Below are 20,328 nucleotides of genomic sequence, written 5' to 3' on the forward strand. Positions count from 1 at the left end.
TCATCCTTATACTTCGCCGCCATTGAGCCCTGATGGCGGAATTGGTAGACGCGGCGGATTCAAAATCCGTTTTCGAAAGAAGTGGGAGTTCGATTCTCCCTCGGGGCACCACCATTGAAAAAGACCTTGAAATTCAAGGTCTTTTTTTTCGTCTGGCGTAATATTGGCGTAACGCGCTGTGTTCCGCGCAGTTCCGACGCATGATGCACGGCGCGACCAAGCGTTCGTTCACACTTCTGATTAATCTGCAGCTTCCTGGCCAGCAAACGTGATGCTCCGCTCCTCGATCAGAGGCCGCCCTTCCCGATCTCATCGCCTAGTGTTTCGGCAGCACGCTGCATGTAAACCATGCTGGCAATCGGTGGGCTCCGCAAGCTAGGCTAAACTCTCAATTTTTTGAAGCAGGGAGCTGATATGTCTTTTGACGCATTTATGCAGGTGGACGGTGTAGAAGGCGAGTCTCTGGACGACGCCCACAAAGGCTGGGTAGAGCTGTTGTCCTACCATTACGACGCGGTTCAGTCGATCAGTAATACTGCCTCATCTAGCGGGGGCGCGACTGCAGGGGGCGTGACTCTGGGCGATTTTAGAGTAAGCAAATATATAGACAGAGCGACACCAAAACTATTTGAGCTTTGCTGCCGTGGTTCGCACATCAACAAGGTAACTATACGCGTACACCGCGCAAGCACTGAGAAATTCAAATATTTAGATATCGTTCTTGAAGAAGTTTTGATATCAACCGTTAGCGGTAATGGCGCAGAACATGCCGGCTTACCAGTGGAAATGATCACACTCAACTACGGACGTATAAAATTTGAATATTCTCAGCAGCAGCGTGCTGACGGAGGAAATGCTGGTATCGTCTCAGGGGGGTGGGATAGGACAGCAAATAAGCCTTTTGCTTAATCAATAACACTATCAGCTCAGCGGTATTCTTTAGAAACTGAAGCCCGCCCAACGACAGGGCGGGCTCCAGACTTATCTGAACAGTAGCAAAGTGACACCAAATAGAATGACAGTAATTATTGCTTCTTTTCGAGAAAGCGAAAAGCAAATAGCCATCTGCACAACGATAGCTATAGTTACGACCAAACCCCGAAGAACCGCTCTGTCATTAGACTCATCTTGAATCGGCAAGGATAAATTATCAGGTGATGGCGTGAGACCGGGTGGGGACGCGAGCATACTAGGATCCATCCAATCATATTCAGAACCCTGAAAGAGCACATACATTAGCAGACAGAAAAAATAAATACTGTACAAAAAAATTCGCAGCAATACGCTTTTCATTTTCATTTTCATTTTCATTTTCATTTTCACTTTCATATTCATCACATCGTAAGCTGTTTGAGGTGGGCCCAAGAATTGACGATGAAGTTACCGTAACTCAGATCTTTTTTAATCTCATCTAAAGACCGACTTGTACCCCAATTATACCGAGCGCCGATAATTCGTACCTCCTCCATTCCGATGGAAGAAAAATGATCATAATCAGCAAGCATACGCAGGTGCTTTGCCGCAATATCAATATTATAGATATCAGTTTCAATACAGTTAGCCAAACTCCGAAGCTGACTGATATCCATCTCATCGGGATTCATCCCTAAAGTAACAGCTGCTGTGCGAAGCTGGATGCTGACCCAACCAAAACTGGTTTTGGCTGGGGGGTTAGTTATCGGACTTGAGAGATTACCCAAGCGCTCAAGAGCTCTGACTTCGAAGCCAATCCTGTCCACAAAATTGGGGTCGCCGCCAACCTCAATCCAACAAACTCCAGCCAACAGCTCAATAGGGAGTGAGTACTTAGCTGCTGCCGTCTTGATATATGATTTATTATGAACTACCCAAGCATCTTTGAATCGTCGTGAATAAGCGGTGCCACCGCCCAATTGCTCGGGCCATGCTTTCCAAATGACTAGATCAAGCAGGGTCCAAGTGGGACTATTGTTTGACTCTGGCGTGCAAAATTCGTCCATATGTTCATCCATGACCTGCTTACAAAACCATACTCTAACATTAACCTTTGCCGGAAGTGCAGCCACTATTGGCCCAGCTACGGACAAACCTCAGAACAACCTGCCCAGCGCCACAGGTTCCCAATTCATGATATCCAGCTCACCACTGACATCAGCCTTTCCCGTTCTCTGGTTTGCCGTGCTGTAGCGAATGTCAACCGCTTCAAAATGGAAGCCTTCAAACACCCGCCGTATATCAGGGTGATCGTTGATGCTCACCATCACCTTCCCTTTGCACCGCCGCATGAACTCCGCCATGCGCTCGTAGTTCTCAAACGGAAAATCCACACCATACCCAGCCGTCTGCCAGTACGGCGGATCCATGTAATGGAATGTGTGAGGCCGGTCATAGCGCTCGGCACATTCGAGCCACGGCAGATTCTCCACATACGTACCGGACAAACGCTGCCAGGCGGCAGAGAGGTTTTCCTCAATCCGCAGCAGTTTGATGGCCGGGCCGGTCGTGGCAGTGCCAAACGTCTGCCCGCTCACTTTTCCTGCAAAGGCATGGTGCTGCAGGTAGAAGAACCGGGCGGCGCGCTGGATGTCGGTGAGGGTTTCGGGGCGGGTCATCTTCTGCCACTCAAACACCTGGCGCGAGCTGAGTGCCCATTTGAACTGGCGGACGAATTCTTCAAGGTGGTTTTGGACGACGCGATACAGCGTGACCAGATCCCCGTTGATGTCGCTCAAGACCTCGACAGGGGCGGCCTGGGGACGCATGAAGTAGAGGGCCGCACCTCCAGCGAACACTTCGACGTAGCATTCGTGGGGTGGGAACAGCGGGATGAGACGGTCGGCCAGGCGGCGTTTGCCGCCCATCCAAGGGATGATGGGTGTGGACATGGAAAGCAAGACCTTTACTGTATATATGAACAGTTGCCAGGCTCGCTCCGCTTTGTGCACGAAGCGAGAGCCTTGGCTGGACTTGCAGGGGCAAACCGTCCCACCACGTAGATAGGCAGTGGGACGAGGTAGGACAAGCGGGAAATGGCGAGAGCCCTCAAGCAGCCTTACCCCACAGCAGCCCTTGAATGCTCAGGTGTGCTTGATGCAGCCGGTCATAGTAGGTCTGCCGACTGCAACCGCAGTGGGTGATTTTTTGATGTAGGAAACTGTCGCTGTTGCAGTAATGCTCACGCACGACCAACGCCAGCTCGGGTGCCAGGTGCTTGTTGACGATCAGCTCTATGTCGGCAGACTCGTCCATCGTATTTGTCGGTGCTGTTGTCGTTATCGCGCGTATTACCGATGGCATTTGAGGTTTTGTATGTCTTGGAGGTGTTCAGAAGTATCACCTGAAGTCCAGCTTCCTTTGCAGCGCTGATCAACGTCGTAACGTTGAACTTCGACACAACCGCACCAGTAGTCAAGTTACCCTTGGTCACGATTCAATCTCCGAGGGTAAGGGGACCGCTTGTGCGGTCCGGGTATAGAAGCATCATCGAGAGGTGATATCCGACCACCGCAGTTCCATGCAATCTTGGCCGATACTGCAAATAGCGCTGATAAAACGGGTTGACGACCAACCCGTTTCAAAAAATCAATGCGCCTTCGAAATCCCGAACTGGTCCAGCACCGGATCAACGTTATGGTCAAACGCCTTTTGCTCCTTGTGCTTTTTGACCGCTGCGACAATTGCCGAGATACCGAAGCCCAGCGCCATCGCGCCGTCGATTGCCCAGCCGATGACAGGAATTGCTGCACCCACCGCGGCGCCAGCTGCAAGCCCGGCGGCTTCGCCTGCGACCATGCCGATCGCGCGGCCGGCAATCTGCCCAGCCATGCGCCCCAAGCCGGCAGACGCCTCGCGACCCATCATCTTCGCACCTGCGTCGATGCCTCCCTTGACCGCTTCGGCGCCCATTTTGGTGCTGTCGTAAATAGTCTGAGCTGCGCCGAGCTTGTTGCCTTGAGCAAGCATGTCGGAGACCGAGGCGAACCCCATTACGGACTGAAGCGCACGCGGCCCCATCTCGGAAGCAACCTGGCTGACTATCGACGGTCCCTGATTGTCTTCATTCTTGCCTTCGAGCAGTTTGCGACCGCTTTTTGAATCCTGCAGTTGGCTAACGGTAGAGTCCAAGTAGTCGCCTTGCTGGCTTTGGGTGAAGTCGCTGGACAATACGCTGTCATACATCGCTTTTTGATTGTCAGCGGTCTGCAACGACTCCCCCGCATCGGCATCCTTCCGGCCAAGCAGTTGCTTCAGAGACCCACCTTCGGTGAAGTTGCGAACGTAAGAATCCTGAATCGCAGATTGCAACTCGGGGCGCTTGCCGAGGACCTGATCGGCAGTGGGCACATCGGCGTCGGGGAACAAGTCTTTCTGCATCTGCAGTTGAGCAGAGAGCCCACCGATGGCCCCACTGTAATCGGCATTCGGATTATCATCGCTGACCGCCTTGTCTGCGGTTCGCATGTCGTCACGTAACGCATCGCCACTGTTGACATGCTTTGCCTGTTTGACCACTGCCTTGCGCAGCTCTGGGTTGCTGCTTACCAGCGCGCGCTCCTGCTCGGGAACACTGTTGTTGAGGAACTCCTGTACGCCTGTGTCACCCTGCAGCTGCGAGATTTTTTCGGTCAACTCCTTTTCGGTTTCTTCGGTGTCGCGCAATTTGCGTCCGGCAATGACGCTTTGCTGAACCTGCTGCAACTTGATCATGACGGCAGCTTTCTCAGCGCCGCTGTAAGCCTCGGGATGTTCGAAGACATCCTTGTCCAGCTTGCTGGTATCAATACCTGCAACAGAATTAAGAGTCGCTGCATCGCTTAACATGCTGGCAAACTGGCCGCCATTGGTAGGTGCCTGGTTCCTGATCCAGCTGTCCACGTTATCTTTATCGAACAGTTGATCGGCGCTGTGCTTTGCCTTGTCATTGCCGCTGAGCCCGGCCTCGTCGAGCTGCCCCAAAAAGCCAGGCTGCGCCCAGGTATTACAGGACTGCTTGAGGATCCCTGACAACCCGGGGTTGCCTTGTGCAAGGCCGTTCAAGTCACCAGCGCCCACATTGCCATCTACTTCAGCCTGATCCTGCGCGCCCAATGCTTTCTTGGGATCAGCCGCAGTAGCCAGCGGCATGTTCGCCTGCATCAAGGCCGCGCTGCGGACCATTTCGAGGGACTGCGGGTCGGCGTCAGGGTGGGCAGACATGTAGTCGGACACGCTTTTGTCAGCGTCGTCAGCGGCCTCTTCCATGTACTTGCCAAAGGACTTGAGGTCTTTGTTGGTAATCTTGCCATCTGCGTGACCACCGCTATCGCCGACGTCCACTGCGGTTTTGAGTGCCGGGTTGGCGTTGATGAAATCCATAGCCTTTGCGGCATTGGGGCCATCTTCACGGGCCATCCAGGCTGCTGCAATCGGCCGATTGAGTTCTTTTTCCGCCTGCAAGCGCTGCTCGGGCGGCAGATTCATCACCATCGGCTCCCAGCGCTTCAGTGCCTCGGGCGATGAGTATTCAGAATCATCGAGAAACGCGGCATCTGCGGCCTTCGGTGCATTGGCCGGGTCTGATGCATCAGTGCTTGCGGGCGCCGCAGCAGGCGCGACCGGTGCTGTGGGTGCTGTAGGTGTTGAGGGGGCGTTGGGTGAGGCCTGTGTGGGAGCATCACTACTTGGCTGAGGCTGTACCTGCGGGTCAGCTGTAACAGGCGCATTACCGCCTTTGAGCAGCAAGCCCAGAATGGACGACGCCGCTTGCTCGGTTCCAGCGGGGGCGCTTGGCGGATTTGCAGCCGGTTGACCAAACTGCACACCCGCTTGACCACCTCCGGCCGGCGTCAGTAAAGCCTTGGCAAGAGGCGCATCCCCAGAGAAGTCGCTCTGGGCAGGTTGATTAACAATACCGCTTGTGAGGGGGCTGGAAATACGCATGATAAGTTGCCATCCAGGTGTGAAGGATGGCAACTGTGTGGTTGAGCGACTGCGTTGGTTCCAGAAAAGTCATCAAAAAGCGTCGCTCAGGCGAATGGATCGATTTGCTGTTTCAGCTGCACCCGGGCCCTCGACAGCCGCGAACGTACAGTACCAATCGGTACACCAAGGCTGTTGGCTGTTTCTTGATAATTGCCGTCCATTTCCAGCGACACTTCCAGAACCTTCTGCATGTTCGAGGGCAGGCAATCAATGGCTTTGATAACGCGTGCCAACTGCCGGCGCCCGTCGACCTGATGCGTGATGTCGCTATTCCACTCCAGCTCGGAATGAACTTCGTCTTCCCAGCTTTCCTGATAAGGCTGACGGTACATTTTGCGGAAATGATTGCGGATCAGGTTCAATGCGATGCCACACAACCACGTCTGCGGTTTGCTGGCGTGCTGAAACTTGTGTTCATTGCGTAACGCTTCGAGGAACACACACTGCAGGATGTCATCGACATCATCGGGGTTCATGACACGCTTCTGGATGAACGCCCTGAGCATTTGAACCTGATCTGCGGAAAGCTGGCGAATGCCGGTCGGCGAAGATGACTGGCGTGGCTGGCGTGACTGGGTTGCGTCAAGAATCACGAGTTTCTGAAACATGGGCTTACCCTTTAATGGTGGTGTGTAAGCCCTATAGCGATAACCGTGCCAGCAAAAAATAAAACGCAACCTGTTGATATTAATAGAAAATTAAAAATTTGTAATTCTTTGTAATACATTTTTTTGCGTGACGCACGATTTACGCAAGCAACTTTTGGCACGAACACATGAAGGCTTTCCCATAGGGAACCGAACAGCGACCATGACCCACTCAACAGGCATGATCTGACTCAGAACAGCCCTATGAAAATCGTCGCTCCGCCTCCCATGCAGATACTTCCGGTAACGCCAAACCGCGTCGTGACCCCTGCTGCGTTGTCGCCTGCCAGCGTCGACCCGCAGGGCTCCGGGACATCACAGCAAAAGATATCGCGCTTCGCCGCGGCACTGATTCAGCACAGCCGCATCCTGCATCAGCGCGAGCTGATCGCCAGCAACAACGCCCTGCAGTCGCGGGCGGTCAAGCTGGGTGAGCTCTATCAATTACTGATGGGAGCTCAGGACACCGGTCTGGATAACGCCGCCAACATGCTGCGTAAGAAAATCATTCAGGAAGACACTTCCGATGATCTGTCGCTGATTCTGGCGTTTACAGACGGCGATGCCGCCAAGGCACACGTGGTATTGCAGGCGGCCCGCAAGCAGGCTGAGGCCGATGGCGCGACTGGCGAACACGTGATCCTGACCCGAAAACTGAAACTGCTGCGCAGAAAATACGGCCCCCGTGCGCGGGCAGGTATCAACACCGCGAGGGCGTTTGGTCGATCGAATATCGATAACAAGCGCCGTGCTTCTCTGCGCAATATTTACAACGTGGCCGTGTCGGGCCAACCGAATATCACCGGGTTGATCGAAGCGCTGCTCAGCGAACAGAAAGAGGACGGGCAGTTCGACGTGGACCTTCGAGACATGCGCATCGCCATTGCCGACGATCTTTCGGCGATCAAGCCGTCAGCCTCCAACGAGCAGTTGCGCACCTTGATGCACGGCCTCAATACCGCGCGCCATGTGACCACGTTGCTGAAAGGCTGCGAGCACCTGCTGGGAAGGATGCGCACCATGAACCCTGAACTAAAAGTCGATCCGCCAGCCTTTCTCAAGCACTTGCTGTCACTGACGGCCAATGGAATGAATGTGAATCAGACGCTGCAGCTAACCCAGCACATCGGTGGCAAACAGCTCAAACACCAGTTGGCATTTCTAAATGGCTTGCGGCCCATGTTGACGCAACTGCCGATTCTGCTCTGGCGCGACATAAAGAGCCGCCAGACTGCGCTGAGTAACCTGCTCATCCTTATGGCCGAACTTACTCAGCAGGAACAGAAGCAGCTTTACGGGGTACTTGCCTGATGAACAGGATTATCAACGCACTGAACATGGTCGCGCTGTCGGCCATGCGTCGCTCGGAAGTGGTCGGCGCGTTTTTTGTAATCGCTATCGTGTTCATGATGATCACCCCGCTGCCAACCGGGCTGGTCGACGTGCTGATCGCGGTGAATATCTGTATTTCCTGCCTGCTGATCATGCTGGCGATGCACCTGCCAAGGCCACTGGCCTTTTCTACGTTCCCCGCCGTGCTGCTGTTGACCACCATGTTTCGTCTGGCCTTGTCGATCTCCACGACACGACTGATTCTGCTCAATCAGGACGCCGGTCACATCGTCGAAGCGTTCGGTCAGTTTGTGGTGGGTGGCAATCTTGCTGTGGGTCTGGTGATCTTCCTGATTCTGACGGTGGTCAACTTTCTGGTGATCACCAAGGGCTCTGAACGGGTTGCGGAGGTCGGCGCACGTTTCACCCTGGACGCCATGCCTGGCAAGCAGATGTCCATCGACAGCGATTTGCGGGCCAATCTGATCACCGTACAAGAGGCACGCAAACGTCGCGCCGAGCTGAACAAGGAAAGTCAGTTGTTCGGCGCCATGGACGGGGCGATGAAGTTCGTCAATGGTGACGCGATTGCCGGTCTGATCATCGTTGCAATCAACATGATCGGTGGTATTTCCATCGGCGTCATTCAGCACGGCATGACAGCGGGCGATGCCCTGCAGCTGTACACCGTTCTCACCATCGGCGACGGCCTGATCGCACAGATCCCGGCGCTGCTGATCTCCGTGACCTGCGGCATGATCATTACACGCGTGCCTAATACCGAAGCGGGCGTGGAAGCCAATATCGGTCGCGAAATCGCCGAGCAGATCACCAGCCAGCCAAAAGCATGGATTATTGCCTCCGTGGCCATGCTCGGCTTCGCTGCCCTGCCGGGGATGCCGACCGGCGTTTTCATCACCATCGCAATTATTTGTGGCGCGGGTGGCCTTCTGCAGTTGCAACGCGCAAGGCCCAAGGCAGAGGAGCAAGGCGCTGTCGCCGTTCCACCGGAAATGAATGGCAAGGAAGACCTGCGCACGTTCTCTCCCTGCCGTCAGTTCGTCATGCAGTTCCATCCTGATCAGGACAGCGAACAGGTCGAGGCACTGGTCAGCGAGATACGCCAACGGCGCAACCGCCTGGTGGTGCAGTTCGGTCTGACGCTGCCTTCTTTCGTCATTGAATACGTCGACCAACTGCCACCAGATGAATTTCGCTTCCTGGTGTATGACGTGCCCATGCTCAAAGCGACATTCACCAACACACATGTTGCGGTGGATGCCAGTGAGTTGAACGGTAAGGCACTTCCTGCAGCGATCTCCGGCACAAACGACCGCCAGGAAGATCAGTGGGTCTGGTTGCCTGCAGAACAGAGCAGCGATTTACCCGGCGTCAGCTCCATGACCCTGATCGTTGAACGCATGGAGCGTGCCCTGCAAGCCTGCGGCCCCCAGTTCATCGGCTTGCAGGAAACCAAAGCCATTCTCGGCTGGCTGGAATCGGAACAACCGGAACTCGCTCAGGAAATGCAGCGGGTCCTGACCCTGACCCGGTTCTCTGCGGTTCTGCAGCGCCTGGCCTCGGAATGCGTGCCGTTGCGAGCGCTTCGGGTGATCGCCGAAACCCTGATAGAACACTGCCAGCACGAACGCGACACAAACGTGCTGACCGACTATGTGCGCATCGCCCTCAAATCACAGATTTATCACCAGTACTGTGGCGCCGATGGCTTGCAGGTCTGGCTGCTGACGCCAGAAAGCGAAGGCCTGCTGCGCGACGGCTTGCGCCAGACACAGACCGAAACCTTTTTTGCACTGGGCAACGAGGTCAGTCAGATGCTCGTGCAGCAGTTGCACATCGCTTTTCCGCTACGAGCACCTGAACAGGCAGTGCTGCTGGTTGCGCAAGACCTGCGCAGCCCTTTACGCACATTGCTGAGAGAAGAGTTCTATCACGTTCCCGTGCTGTCTTTCGCGGAAATCAGCAACGCAGCCAAGGTCAGGGTCATGGGTCGTTTCGACCTGGAAGATGACCTTGAACAGCTGGACAACGAGGATGCCGCTTAAGCCTTTGAGGCTTGAGCGCTGGGAGGGGGTCAGATGTTTGAACTACGCGTACTGAATGGCCAGCACCAAGGTGCAGCCCTGCCATTGATCGGCGAACAGTGGTCGATTGGCTCGGCAGCACAGCTGGATCTGGCGCTGGACGATGCCGGCGTGAAAAGTCTGCATTGCCGCCTGCAACACCAGGATGAGGACTGGCTTCTCAATGCCGAAGAAGGACCTGTATGTGACGAGGAAGGCGTTCCACAAACCAGCGTGAAACTGGCTCTCAACAGCGCATTCATGCTTGGTTCAGTGTGGCTATGCGTTTCACCTGCCGGTGATGAATGGCCAGCTGTACCTGCAGTGGTTCCCAAGCAGCCACAGCCTGAGTCCGGTCCTGCGCGCGCCGACGTTCCACTTGAAAAGGTCAAATCACGCTCGCAGTTTCTCAACCGCACTACGGGAATCATTGCAGGCCTGTTGGTCGGCGTGATCGGCAGCGCCTGGAGCCTGACTCGGCCAACAGCCATGCAGATGGACCAGGGGCCGGCACACGTTGCATCGGCCGTCGCGTCTGCTGGCGAAACGGAGCGTTCGGCGCCTGGGCCACAAAAGCCTTTGACCGACCCGGCATCCCAGCCAACTGCCGGGCGCGTACGTCTGAACAACGCGGACGCAGTCAGACACCAGTTGAACAGCATGCTCAGTGACCGGCTGCTGACCGATGTCAGCATTGAGGAAACGCCTGAAGGGCTGATGCTCAACGGCCACTTGAAAGATGAGTCGCTGCTGGTTTATCAGCGCATGCTGCAGCGTTTCAAAGACCGCTACGAGTCGCCAGTTAACGTGCTCGACAACGTTGGCAGCGTCAAAAACACCCTGCCGTTCGTGGTGGTTCAGATCATGACCGGCCCCCACGCGCATCTGGTGACTGCCGACGGCCGCCGCGTCTACGTGGGCGACGAAGTCGACGGCCTGCGCCTGACCAGAATTGATGATCAACGCCTGCAGTTCGACGGCGACCGTCACATCGAGGTGAAGTGGTGAATGCCGCCCTGAGCCAGTGGCAGGAACAACAGGCCGCACGGCTCTCGCGCTACTCGGCGGTTCGTGTCAGTGGTCGGGTCAGTGCAGTTCGGGGGATTTTGCTGGAATGCAAGATACCGTCTGCCAAGGTTGGCGACCTCTGTGAAGTGAGCAAGGCCGACGGCACCCTTATGCTGGCTGAAATCGTCGGTTTCACTCAGGAATGCACGTTGCTCAGTGCGTTGGGCGCGCCTGACGGCGTTCAGGTCGGTGCGCCAATTCGGCCGCTAGGCATTGCACACAGAATCGGCGTCGATGACAGCTTGCTGGGCTGCGTGCTGGATGGCTTCGGGCGCCCGTTGATGGGTGACTGCCAAGGTGCATTTGCCGGTCCCGACGACCGTCGCACTACCCTGCCGGTGATTGCCGACGCCCTGCCGCCCACCCAGAGGCCGCGCATCACACGAGCCCTGCCCACCGGGATACGGGCGATAGACAGTGCAATCCTGCTCGGCGAGGGTCAGCGTGTCGGGCTTTTTGCCGGTGCCGGCTGCGGCAAGACCACGCTGATGGCCGAGCTGGCCCGAAACATGGATTGCGACGTCATTGTTTTCGGTCTGATCGGCGAACGGGGCCGCGAGCTGCGCGAGTTCCTCGACCATGAGCTGGATGAAACCCTGCGCAGTCGCTCGGTACTGGTCTGCGCTACGTCCGATCGTTCCAGTATGGAGCGCGCTCGCGCAGCGTTTACCGCGACGGCGATCGCCGAGGCCTACCGCGCCCGAGGTCAGAAAGTGCTGTTGCTGCTCGATTCCCTGACCCGCTTCGCGCGCGCACAGCGGGAAATAGGCATTGCCTCGGGCGAACCGCTGGGCCGCGGCGGGCTGCCTCCATCGGTGTATACCCTGCTGCCCCGTCTGGTGGAGCGTGCCGGAATGAGCGAAGAGGGTTCTATCACCGCGCTGTACACCGTACTGATCGAACAGGACTCGATGAACGACCCGGTAGCCGACGAAGTTCGCTCGTTGCTGGATGGCCACATCGTGCTGTCGCGCAAGCTGGCAGAGCGCGGGCACTATCCCGCGATTGACGTATCCGCCAGCATCAGCCGGATTCTGAGTAACGTCACAGATCGCGCACATCAGCGCGCTAACAACCGCCTGCGCCAGTTGCTGGCTGCCTATAAACAGGTGGAAATGCTCCTGCGTCTGGGTGAGTACCAGGCCGGGGCAGATCCGGTCACCGATTGCGCAGTGCAACTGAATGACGCCATCAATGCCTTTCTGCGCCAGGACCTGCGTGAGCCTGTGCCTTTGCAGGAGACGCTGGACGAGTTGGTGCGACTCACTTCTCAACTGCCGGAGTAACCCATGGACGAGCTGCTGGAAGACGACCCGCAACACGTCGCTCTGGAGCAGGTAATCGGCCTGCTCACGCCCCTGCGTCAACATCGTCAGGCCAGTGCTGAACGGGCACATCGCCAGGCGCAGGTGGAACTGAAATCGATGCTCGACCACTTATCAGAGACCCGGGCATCGCTGGATCAGGAACGTGACAACCACAAACGACGCCGGGAAAGCCTTTCGCATGCGCATTTGCAAAAGACCATCAACCTGAATGACGTCGACCGCTGGCATGAGAAAGAAAGAAACATGCTCGACCGTCTGGCTTATATCCGCCAGGACGTTCAGCAACAGCAAATGCGGGTAGCTGAACAAAAGGCGTTGCTTGAACAGAAACGGCTGCAAGCCAAGGCGTCTCAGCGCGCAGTCGAGAAACTCGCCTGCATGGAGGAGACGCTCAACCAAGAAGGTTAAGTGACGATGACCGCACCCATCAAAACCCCGGCCAAGGCGCCAGCGCCCCCTCCACGAGAAAAACCTGTGGACCAGCCGCCGATGCCATTCATCGGCAAGCCATCGGCTGACAAACGACCGCCGTTGGGTGCTTCACGCAGCGACGCACAGACGAGTCGCACGGCCTTTGGCAAATCGCTGACGGACACGCCAGTTAACGCCGATGGCCTGTTCTTTTCACAACTGCTGGTGCCACCAGTGGCTGAGGAGACAGATCAACAAAGTTTCGCCGGTGGCGGCATATCATTTCCGATGCACGCCGATCATGTGCCGACTCAACTGATTGACGAGATCGCCCAACGCCTGCCGGATCAACCCGAAGGTCCACTCGGTTTCACATTGCTGATGCCTAATCTGGGCAGCGTTCGGGTCAGCGCCAGCAAGGCAGACAACCGCTGGAACATTCAGCTGGGTTTCGCTCGTCGCGATGTACTAAAACGCTTGAGCAGCCACGCAGGCGCATGCCGCAGCTCACTTTCGCAAGCGCTGGGCCAGGACGTCGATCTGTCCATGCACGAAGAGCTTGCAGCATGAGTGCGCTAAGCCTGCGCAAGGTTGCGCCCTTGCTGGCCGAGGCCACACGCGAACTGGGTGCAGGTCGGCAATTGAGCTTCAGCGCACGGGGTCATGATGCCGAACTCACACTGTTACCGTTGCTCCCGGGAGCTGGCAACCCAGCAGTCGGTATCTGGCTGAACACCGCCATCGGGCCTGTGTGCCTAAGCGATGCCGAAGCAGTGTTGAGCCTGCTGGGCGATATTCCCATGACGCTGGCAGGCGAGCAGCAAGCCTGGTACTGGCAGTTTTTCAATCAGCGTCTGAGCCCGACCATTGCCGACCTGCTGACCCCTATCGAACCGTTGTCCGACGGCACAGCAGAGCCTGTCGTTGGCTGCCGGATTCAAGTCAGGCTGGGCGATCAGCGAGTCCACGCTCATTTACACGCCACCCCGCAAACCCTGATCACGCTGCTGCGCTCTGCTCAATGGCAGGCCCGGCAGCAACCGCTCGATGAGTCGTTGTCGGTCAACATCCCGCTGATCGTCGGTGAGCTGTCATTGACCCTCGAACAACTGGCGTCGTTGCGTCCCGGCGACGTGGTTCTGCCTGCGCATTGCATGTTCGACAGCGCCGGGCAAGGCGTCCTGCCAATCGCCGGTCGCAAGTGGGCGGCACAGGCTGACCACCAGGCGCAGCACCTTTCATTGCGGCTCAGCCACGAGGAGCATGGTTACCATGAGTACTGAAGATCTGTATCAGGAAGATGTCGAAAGCCTTGACGACTACGACGATGAGGCAACTGAGCAGGAGCAGGAGCAGGATAATCTGTGGTCGGGAGCCGAGGAACAGCCTGAATACGCCCCCGCAGAGGCGCAAGAATCCGAACAGGACCACGACCACGACAGACACGACGCATCGTCTGATTTCGACTCACTGGCGCTGGACCTGACCCTGCGTTGCGGCGAACTGCGGCTCTCGCTCGCCGAGCTGCGCCGTCTGGACGCGGGGACCATTCTCGAGGTCAGTGGCATCGCACCCGGGTATGCCACGTTATGCCACGCCGACCGGGTAGTAGCCGAAGGCGAACTGGTCGATGTCGATGGCCGGCTGGGCCTGCAAATTACCCGGCTGGCGGCTCAGCCATGATAATGGAAGGAGCGAATCCGCTCCTGCTGGCGCTGTTTCTCGGTGCAATGTCGCTGATTCCTTTTCTGCTGATCGTCTGCACCGCCTTCCTGAAAATCGCCATGACGTTGCTGATCACTCGCAATGCCATCGGCGTTCAGCAAGTACCTCCGAACATGGCTCTGTACGGCATTGCCCTGGCGGCCACCCTGTTCGTGATGGCGCCTGTAGCGCATGAAATGCAGCAGCGCGTGCATGAGCATCCGCTTGAACTGGGCAACACCGAAAAGCTTCAGGCCAGCGCACGAACGGTCATCGAGCCGCTGCAGCGCTTCATGACGCGTAACACCGACCCCGATGTGGTAGCACATCTGCTCGAAAACACTCAGCGCATGTGGCCCAAGGAAATGGCCGACCAGGCCAGCAAGGAAGACTTGCTGCTGGCAATCCCGGCCTTCGTGCTCTCGGAGCTGCAGGCTGGCTTCGAAATCGGCTTTCTGATTTACATCCCGTTTATCGTCATTGACCTGATTGTTTCAAATCTGCTGCTGGCGCTGGGCATGCAGATGGTTTCACCGATGACGTTGTCACTGCCGCTCAAGCTGCTGTTGTTCGTGCTGGTATCAGGCTGGTCGCGTCTGCTCGACAGCCTGTTTTATTCGTATATGTGAGGCGGCCATGGAAGCGTTGGCGTTGTTCAAACAGGGCATGTTCCTGGTCGTCATCCTGACGGCCCCGCCGCTCGGCGTTGCAGTTCTGGTGGGTGTCATTACCTCACTGCTGCAGGCGCTGATGCAGATCCAGGATCAGACCCTGCCCTTTGGTATCAAACTGGCAGCAGTAGGCTTGACGCTGGCCATGACCGGCCGCTGGATCGGCGTCGAGCTTATCCAGTTCATCAACATGGCCTTCGATCTGATCGCCCGGTCCGGAGTCGTCCACTAGATGCCTTTGCAAGCCCAGGATTTCTTTGAGCTCATACTGGGCATGGCTCTGGCAATGGCGCGACTGGTGCCATGCATGCTCCTGGTGCCTGCTTTCTGCTTCAAATACTTGAAAGGGCCGGTGCGCTACGCCGTGGTGGCAGTGGTGGCAATGGTTCCGGCGCCGGGCATCAGCCGGGCGCTGACTTCACTTAATGAAGACTGGTTCGCGATTGGTGGTCTGCTGCTCAAGGAAGTTGTGCTTGGCACGCTGCTGGGCATGCTGCTGTATGCGCCGTTCTGGATGTTCGCCTCGGTCGGTGCCCTGCTCGATAGCCAGCGCGGCGCGCTCAGTGGCGGTCAGATAAACCCTGCGCTCGGGCCGGACGCTACGCCGCTGGGCGAGCTGTTTCAGGAAACCCTGATCATGCTGGTGATCGTGACGGGCGGTCTGTCGACGATCACTCAGGTTATCTGGGACAGTTACAGCGTTTGGCCGCCTACCTCCTGGCTGCCAGGCATGACGGCGGACGGCCTGGATATTTTTCTCGGACAGTTGAACCAGACCCTGCAACACATGATGTTGTATGCCGCGCCTTTCATTGCGCTGCTGCTGCTGATCGAAGCTGCGCTGGCAATCATCGGCCTGTACGCCCAACAGCTCAACGTCTCGATTCTGGCCATGCCAGCCAAAAGCATGGCTGGCCTCGCGTTCTTGTTGATCTACCTGCCAACACTTCTGGAGCTGGGTTCCGGTCAGTTGACACAACTGGCTGATCTCAAATCTCTGCTGGGCTTCATGGTGCAGGTGCCATGAGCGAAAAAACGCAAAAGGCTACGCCCAAACAACTGCGCGATGCGCGGGAAAAGGGTCAGGTCGGGCAGAGTCAGGACATCGGCAAGCTGCTGGTGCTGCTGGCCGTCAGTGAAGTCACCCTGAGCCTGGCCGATGAAAGCGTGAATCGCTTGCAGGCGTTGCTCGCGCTTTCGTTCAAAGGCATCGATCGGCCGTTCATGTCATCGGTCGAGCTGATTGCCAACGAAGGTTTTTCTGTGCTGCTCAGCTTTACCCTGTGCAGCGTCGGCCTGGCGATGCTCATGCGCCTGATCAGCAGCTGGATGCAGATCGGCTTTCTGTTCGCCCCCAAGGCGCTGAAGATCGACATCAACAAGATCAACCCTTTCTCTCACGCGAAACAGATGTTCTCCGGGCAGAACATTACCAATTTGTTGATGAGCATCCTCAAAGCGTCTGCCATTGCAGCGGTTTTGTACACTCAGGTAAAACCGGAACTTGGCAGTCTGGTGTTGCTGGCCAACAGTGATCTGCAGACTTACTGGCATGCGTTGCTTGAGCTGTTCAGGCATATTCTTCGCGTGATTCTAGGGTTGTTGCTGGTCATTGCAATGGCTGACTTCGCCATGCAGAAGTACTTCCATGCCAAGAAATTGCGCATGAGCCACGAGGACATCAAAAAGGAATACAAACAGTCAGAGGGCGATCCACACGTCAAGGGTCATCGCCGGCAGCTGTCCCATGAAATCCTCAATCAGGAGCCCAGCGCTGCGCCCAAGCCGGTCGAAGACGCGGACATGCTACTGGTCAACCCCACGCACTATGCGGTGGCCCTGTACTATCGACCCGGTGAAACGCCCCTGCCGATGATCCACTGCAAAGGTGAGGATGACGAGGCGCTGGCGCTGATCGAACGGGCAAAAAAAGCCGGAATCCCGGTGGTCCAGAACATCTGGCTGGCGCGCACGCTGTACAAGGTCAAACCCGGCAAATACATACCCCGCCCTACCCTGCTGATCGTCGCGCACATCTACAAGGTGGTTCGTCAACTGGACGAAATCACCGGCGAAGTGATCCGGATCGACGACCAGCAGTAACCTCCTCGCGGCCAGGCAGATGACGCATAACGTCGCCGCCTGCCTCCTCTCCTGCAAGACCGGATACACGCAAGCCAGTGCGTCACGACTGCCTGCATGCCTTCGGGCCTTACAGTCGCGATATGGCTGCTGCAACGTGTGACGCGCAGCATTGCGACATACTTGGCCAGGCAGGGGCACTCCAGATCAGCGCGCAGGCATGGCAGTGATCGTGGCGTGAACGACGCTTGGCGGGCACTTGGGGAGTCGTGTATGAGCCGGATGCTTTGCGGCTTGGAGCGAGGCAGGAGGTTTTTCAGGCAGGCGATGTGAGTCGATAAAGCAATGCCCATGAGCCTGTCAGTTCGGGCTCATGGGCATTGTTCATGAGGTTTTCAGTGCAGTTCTTCGCTGAGGTGCTCCAGTCCGGCAAGCATCAACTCCTGCCGGCGGATTTCGTCCAGGTTAAAGACTGCGTCGGGCGTCGCGTTGACAGCGCGCCACACTACAAAGTCGCGCCTTATATCCAGAAACAGGAAGTACTGACTGAATCGCTCCGCCTCCATGAAGCGTCGTTGCAACGCTTCACGCAGTTGCTCTGGACGCAAGGCGCGACCTTCGATGTGCAGCGCGATGCCCCAGTCATGGTGCTCGCGCCGACTGACAAAAGCGACGCCGTTGGCCACCGGCCAGACCGCCGGATGTTGAGCGGCTACCTGGGCGTAAAACGCCAGTTTCTCCGTTACCTCGATCATTTTTAGTCCTTTAACTGTACTACGGTGTAATCACGCTCATGGTCCTGATCGTCAAGGCCGTCACGCATGTCCGGCGGCCACCAGATGACCAGTTCGCGGCTGTTGGAATCAGGACGCTTGCAGGCGCTTCCCGAACAGCCGTGGGTGGCGCACCCTGTCAGGGTGGCGCCCAGCACCAGCAAGACTGCAATGCTACGGATGTTCATGGTTTCGCTCCCTTGAGCAATGAGGGCCGGCTTTCTTTGGCCATTTTTGATACTTGCGGCTGGCGCACAGCGATGTACACCTCGCTTTCCTCACCGGGTTGCAGCCACGCATGAGGCCAGGCTGAAACACCTATTACCCATCGACCGCCACAGCGGCTTTCGTCGATACGCACCGGCTTGTCGGTGCCGTTGTGGGCGACGACTACTGCTACGCCCCAGTCCTTCTGCGCAAACCATTGCGAACGTTGACGATCAAGTGTCAGACCTTCGCCTGGGTCACACAGGCTGTCGGTTTCGAATGGCAGGGCGTCGCCGGTGCGCATCCCGACAGGTGAAGTGCCGTCGACCAGCTGGGTGAAGACTTTCTGGATGTCGCCACGCGTCGGCAGCTCGCCGCCATCACGTCGCTGCTTGATCCTTTTCATCTGGTCATCGACATCGTGCGGGTTACCGTTCTGCACGTAGCGGGCCGGGTTGACCTGATCGCCAATCAAGCGTGGCGTCAGGATAAACAGCCGCTCGCGCTGGCTCAATTCCCGACTGCGGGACTGAAAAAGCAGCTTGCCGATGTACGGAATATCACCCAGCAGCGGGACCTTGTGAATCCGGTCGTTAGCCTCAAGACCATGAAAGCCGCCAATAACCAGCGAACCGTGCTCGGCGATCATCGCCTGAGTGCTGACGTTACCCCGGCGCACGCTTGGCTGCGTATCGTTGATGGTCGACACGTCGATTTGCCCATCCTCGATGTCGACGATCATCTGCACTTGAGACTTGCCGTCATGATCCAGCGACCGCGGGATCACCTGCAGGCTGGTGCCCGCCGTGATGGGCAAGATTTCGGCAGCACGTTCGGACGTGGCAGTCAGGTATTCGGTCCGGCTCAGGTCGATTACCGCAGGCTGGTTTTCAAGGGTGAGGATCGACGGGTTGCCAATGACCGAGGCCGAGCCGTTGCCCTCAAGCGCGTGCAGCTCTGCTGCAAACTTGCCGGCGTTCTGGATGAACAGCGTCGAACTGGTGCCTGCGTCAAACAGGTTGGCACCGCCACTGACACTGCCTGCATTGAAGTTCCAGCGACTGGAGAGTTCTGCCAGTTCGTTGCGATCAATATCGAGGATGACGGCATCGATCTCGATCAGATTGCGCGGCACATCCAGTTCCTTGACCAGCTTCTGGTACATGCCCTTGCGTTCTGGCAGGTCGTAGATCAGCACGGAGTTGTTACGAACATCGGCACTCACGCGAATACTTGCCCGGCCAGCGGAGTGACCTTTGGAAGATTTTTTACTGCCGAAATTCAGCACCCGGTCAATGCCCTGCTGCAAAGAGGCGGTGTCGATTCCGTTGGAGCCCAGGTTGTAGGACAGCCCATTGGAAGGCAAACCTGCTGTTCCATTTGCCCCGCCTGCGCCCTGTCCGGGCAGCAGGTTGACGCTGTTGATGCTCTCGCCACGCGAACGGCTTTCCAGCAGATCCTGCAGGATACTGGCCACGCCGGCGACCACCAGTTGCTGATCGCGATAATGAATGGTCCGGTCAGCTGCGTTCGCGTATTTCAGTGGCAGTACAACCACGTCCTGCTTATCGGCCTTTTTGTCGGGCTTTTCGACTTTTTTACTGTAGTCGCGCACGAACTCGACATATTTCGCCGGACCGCGCACCAGCACCACCCCTTCGTCAGGTAATGCACCCCAGCCAAAACGCTTGTCCAGCAGACCTACGTCGGTGAGAGCCGTCTGCAAGTCATCCACGGCATCCGGCGACACTTCGATGCGCGCCGAGGTATGTTCACTGGACGGGCTGACGTACAGGGTGTCGTTATAGACAAACCACTGAAAGTGATACTCCTGGCTCAGCCGATCGAGAAATTGCTCGGGGTTATCGGCACGAATACGGCCATCCAGCTTGCCCTGGACAGGTGACATATCCAGCGCCATGCCGAACTCTGTGGCGAAGTCAGACAGAGCCGTAGACAGCTCGGTCTGCTGGGCATCATAGGCGTAAGCAGTGTGCTTCCAGGCTTCGGGGGTGACCGCCCACGTGGCAGGTATTACCCCGATCAACAATAAAGGCAACCACATTAAGGCCTTGCGCATT

The 20,328-nt window shown here is 56.9% G+C and carries 22 protein-coding genes and 1 tRNA gene; 14 read left to right on the forward strand and 9 right to left on the reverse strand.

The genetic code is table 11. The features are described 5' to 3' along the window. The first annotated feature begins 26 nt into the window (after window positions 1-26). Both POR16_RS18110 and POR16_RS18115 read left to right on the forward strand, forming a co-directional pair. Window positions 27-111, forward strand: a tRNA-Leu gene (locus tag POR16_RS18110). A 303-nt stretch (window positions 112-414) separates the two neighbouring features. Further along, window positions 415-909: an Hcp family type VI secretion system effector gene (locus tag POR16_RS18115; protein ID WP_005891599.1), complete on the forward strand. Its 495-nt coding sequence runs from the start codon at window positions 415-417 to the stop codon at window positions 907-909. 72 nt (window positions 910-981) lie between these two features. On the opposite strand, the gene POR16_RS26895 is transcribed toward POR16_RS18115, so the two are convergent. The 6 genes from POR16_RS26895 to POR16_RS18140 form a co-directional block, all read right to left on the reverse strand. Continuing rightward, on the reverse strand, window positions 982-1,305 hold the full coding sequence (locus POR16_RS26895; protein WP_051126729.1) for a hypothetical protein: 324 nt from the start codon (window positions 1,303-1,305) through the stop codon (window positions 982-984). A gap of 29 nt (window positions 1,306-1,334) precedes the next feature. Further along, entirely contained in the window at window positions 1,335-1,979 is a 645-nt protein-coding gene (locus tag POR16_RS18120; RefSeq protein ID WP_042932373.1) for a hypothetical protein, read from the reverse strand. Between the two features lie 90 nt (window positions 1,980-2,069). Then, window positions 2,070-2,864, reverse strand: coding sequence for a DNA adenine methylase (locus tag POR16_RS18125; RefSeq protein WP_055002278.1), 795 nt, complete (start codon window positions 2,862-2,864; stop codon window positions 2,070-2,072). Window positions 2,865-3,021: 157 nt separating this feature from the next. After that, on the reverse strand, window positions 3,022-3,276 hold the full coding sequence (locus POR16_RS18130) for a PA0613 family protein (RefSeq protein WP_050587135.1): 255 nt from the start codon (window positions 3,274-3,276) through the stop codon (window positions 3,022-3,024). 285 nt (window positions 3,277-3,561) lie between these two features. Beyond that, on the reverse strand, window positions 3,562-5,898 hold the full coding sequence (locus tag POR16_RS18135) for a type III effector HrpK domain-containing protein (RefSeq protein ID WP_005891593.1): 2,337 nt from the start codon (window positions 5,896-5,898) through the stop codon (window positions 3,562-3,564). A gap of 86 nt (window positions 5,899-5,984) precedes the next feature. Beyond that, on the reverse strand, window positions 5,985-6,548 hold the full coding sequence (locus POR16_RS18140) for an RNA polymerase sigma factor (RefSeq protein ID WP_005891591.1): 564 nt from the start codon (window positions 6,546-6,548) through the stop codon (window positions 5,985-5,987). 243 nt (window positions 6,549-6,791) lie between these two features. Here POR16_RS18140 and sctW point away from each other — a divergent pair, with 243 nt between their 5' ends. Genes sctW through sctU form a run of 12 tightly spaced genes read left to right on the forward strand, consistent with a single transcriptional unit; the run spans window position 6,792 to window position 17,288 of the window. Further along, window positions 6,792-7,898, forward strand: a complete 1,107-nt coding sequence (gene sctW, locus POR16_RS18145; RefSeq protein WP_024671158.1) for a type III secretion system gatekeeper subunit SctW — start codon at window positions 6,792-6,794, stop codon at window positions 7,896-7,898. Then, window positions 7,898-9,985: a type III secretion system export apparatus subunit SctV gene (gene sctV, locus POR16_RS18150; protein WP_005891588.1), complete on the forward strand. Its 2,088-nt coding sequence runs from the start codon at window positions 7,898-7,900 to the stop codon at window positions 9,983-9,985. Before sctW ends, sctV begins: the two co-directional genes overlap by 1 nt. Before the next feature lie 33 nt (window positions 9,986-10,018). After that, on the forward strand, window positions 10,019-11,011 hold the full coding sequence (sctD, locus tag POR16_RS18155) for a type III secretion system inner membrane ring subunit SctD (RefSeq protein ID WP_005891585.1): 993 nt from the start codon (window positions 10,019-10,021) through the stop codon (window positions 11,009-11,011). Beyond that, window positions 11,008-12,357, forward strand: a complete 1,350-nt coding sequence (locus tag POR16_RS18160; protein ID WP_024671157.1) for a FliI/YscN family ATPase — start codon at window positions 11,008-11,010, stop codon at window positions 12,355-12,357. The genes sctD and POR16_RS18160 overlap by 4 nt, the downstream gene beginning before the upstream one ends. Before the next feature lie 3 nt (window positions 12,358-12,360). Next, entirely contained in the window at window positions 12,361-12,807 is a 447-nt protein-coding gene (locus tag POR16_RS18165; protein ID WP_005891582.1) for a hypothetical protein, read from the forward strand. Between the two features lie 6 nt (window positions 12,808-12,813). Further along, window positions 12,814-13,380, forward strand: a complete 567-nt coding sequence (locus POR16_RS18170; protein WP_024671156.1) for a type III secretion system HrpP C-terminal domain-containing protein — start codon at window positions 12,814-12,816, stop codon at window positions 13,378-13,380. Continuing rightward, the gene (locus POR16_RS18175) at window positions 13,377-14,093 is read left to right on the forward strand and encodes a hypothetical protein (protein WP_005891578.1); all 717 of its coding nucleotides are present in this window, start codon (window positions 13,377-13,379) and stop codon (window positions 14,091-14,093) included. The genes POR16_RS18170 and POR16_RS18175 overlap by 4 nt, the downstream gene beginning before the upstream one ends. Then, window positions 14,083-14,493: a FliM/FliN family flagellar motor switch protein gene (locus POR16_RS18180; protein ID WP_005891577.1), complete on the forward strand. Its 411-nt coding sequence runs from the start codon at window positions 14,083-14,085 to the stop codon at window positions 14,491-14,493. The genes POR16_RS18175 and POR16_RS18180 overlap by 11 nt, the downstream gene beginning before the upstream one ends. Then, window positions 14,490-15,143 carry a type III secretion system export apparatus subunit SctR gene (gene sctR, locus POR16_RS18185; protein ID WP_005891576.1) on the forward strand — a complete coding sequence of 218 codons (654 nt, stop codon included), beginning with the start codon at window positions 14,490-14,492 and terminating at the stop codon, window positions 15,141-15,143. The genes POR16_RS18180 and sctR overlap by 4 nt, the downstream gene beginning before the upstream one ends. A gap of 7 nt (window positions 15,144-15,150) precedes the next feature. Next, a complete protein-coding gene (sctS, locus tag POR16_RS18190; RefSeq protein WP_024671153.1) occupies window positions 15,151-15,417 on the forward strand; it encodes a type III secretion system export apparatus subunit SctS in 267 nt (88 codons plus the stop codon). Further along, window positions 15,418-16,212 (forward strand): type III secretion system export apparatus subunit SctT, encoded by a 795-nt coding sequence (gene sctT, locus POR16_RS18195; RefSeq protein ID WP_005891574.1) that lies wholly within the window; start codon window positions 15,418-15,420, stop codon window positions 16,210-16,212. After that, window positions 16,209-17,288: a type III secretion system export apparatus subunit SctU gene (gene sctU, locus POR16_RS18200; RefSeq protein ID WP_005891572.1), complete on the forward strand. Its 1,080-nt coding sequence runs from the start codon at window positions 16,209-16,211 to the stop codon at window positions 17,286-17,288. Before sctT ends, sctU begins: the two co-directional genes overlap by 4 nt. A gap of 374 nt (window positions 17,289-17,662) precedes the next feature. Here sctU and POR16_RS18205 read toward each other — a convergent pair whose 3' ends face one another. From POR16_RS18205 to sctC, 3 genes are read right to left on the reverse strand one after another with little or no spacing between them, the layout of a single operon-like run. Then, entirely contained in the window at window positions 17,663-18,022 is a 360-nt protein-coding gene (locus POR16_RS18205) for a hypothetical protein (protein ID WP_005891570.1), read from the reverse strand. A 2-nt stretch (window positions 18,023-18,024) separates the two neighbouring features. Next, window positions 18,025-18,228: an HrpT family type III secretion system protein gene (gene hrpT / locus POR16_RS18210; RefSeq protein WP_005891568.1), complete on the reverse strand. Its 204-nt coding sequence runs from the start codon at window positions 18,226-18,228 to the stop codon at window positions 18,025-18,027. Continuing rightward, window positions 18,225-20,327, reverse strand: coding sequence for a type III secretion system outer membrane ring subunit SctC (gene sctC / locus POR16_RS18215; RefSeq protein WP_005891566.1), 2,103 nt, complete (start codon window positions 20,325-20,327; stop codon window positions 18,225-18,227). Before sctC ends, hrpT begins: the two co-directional genes overlap by 4 nt. Between the last annotated feature and the right edge of the window lies 1 nt (window position 20,328).

Origin of the sequence: Pseudomonas coronafaciens pv. oryzae str. 1_6 (assembly GCF_000156995.2) — a bacterium.
GTDB lineage: Bacteria > Pseudomonadota > Gammaproteobacteria > Pseudomonadales > Pseudomonadaceae > Aquipseudomonas > Aquipseudomonas tremae.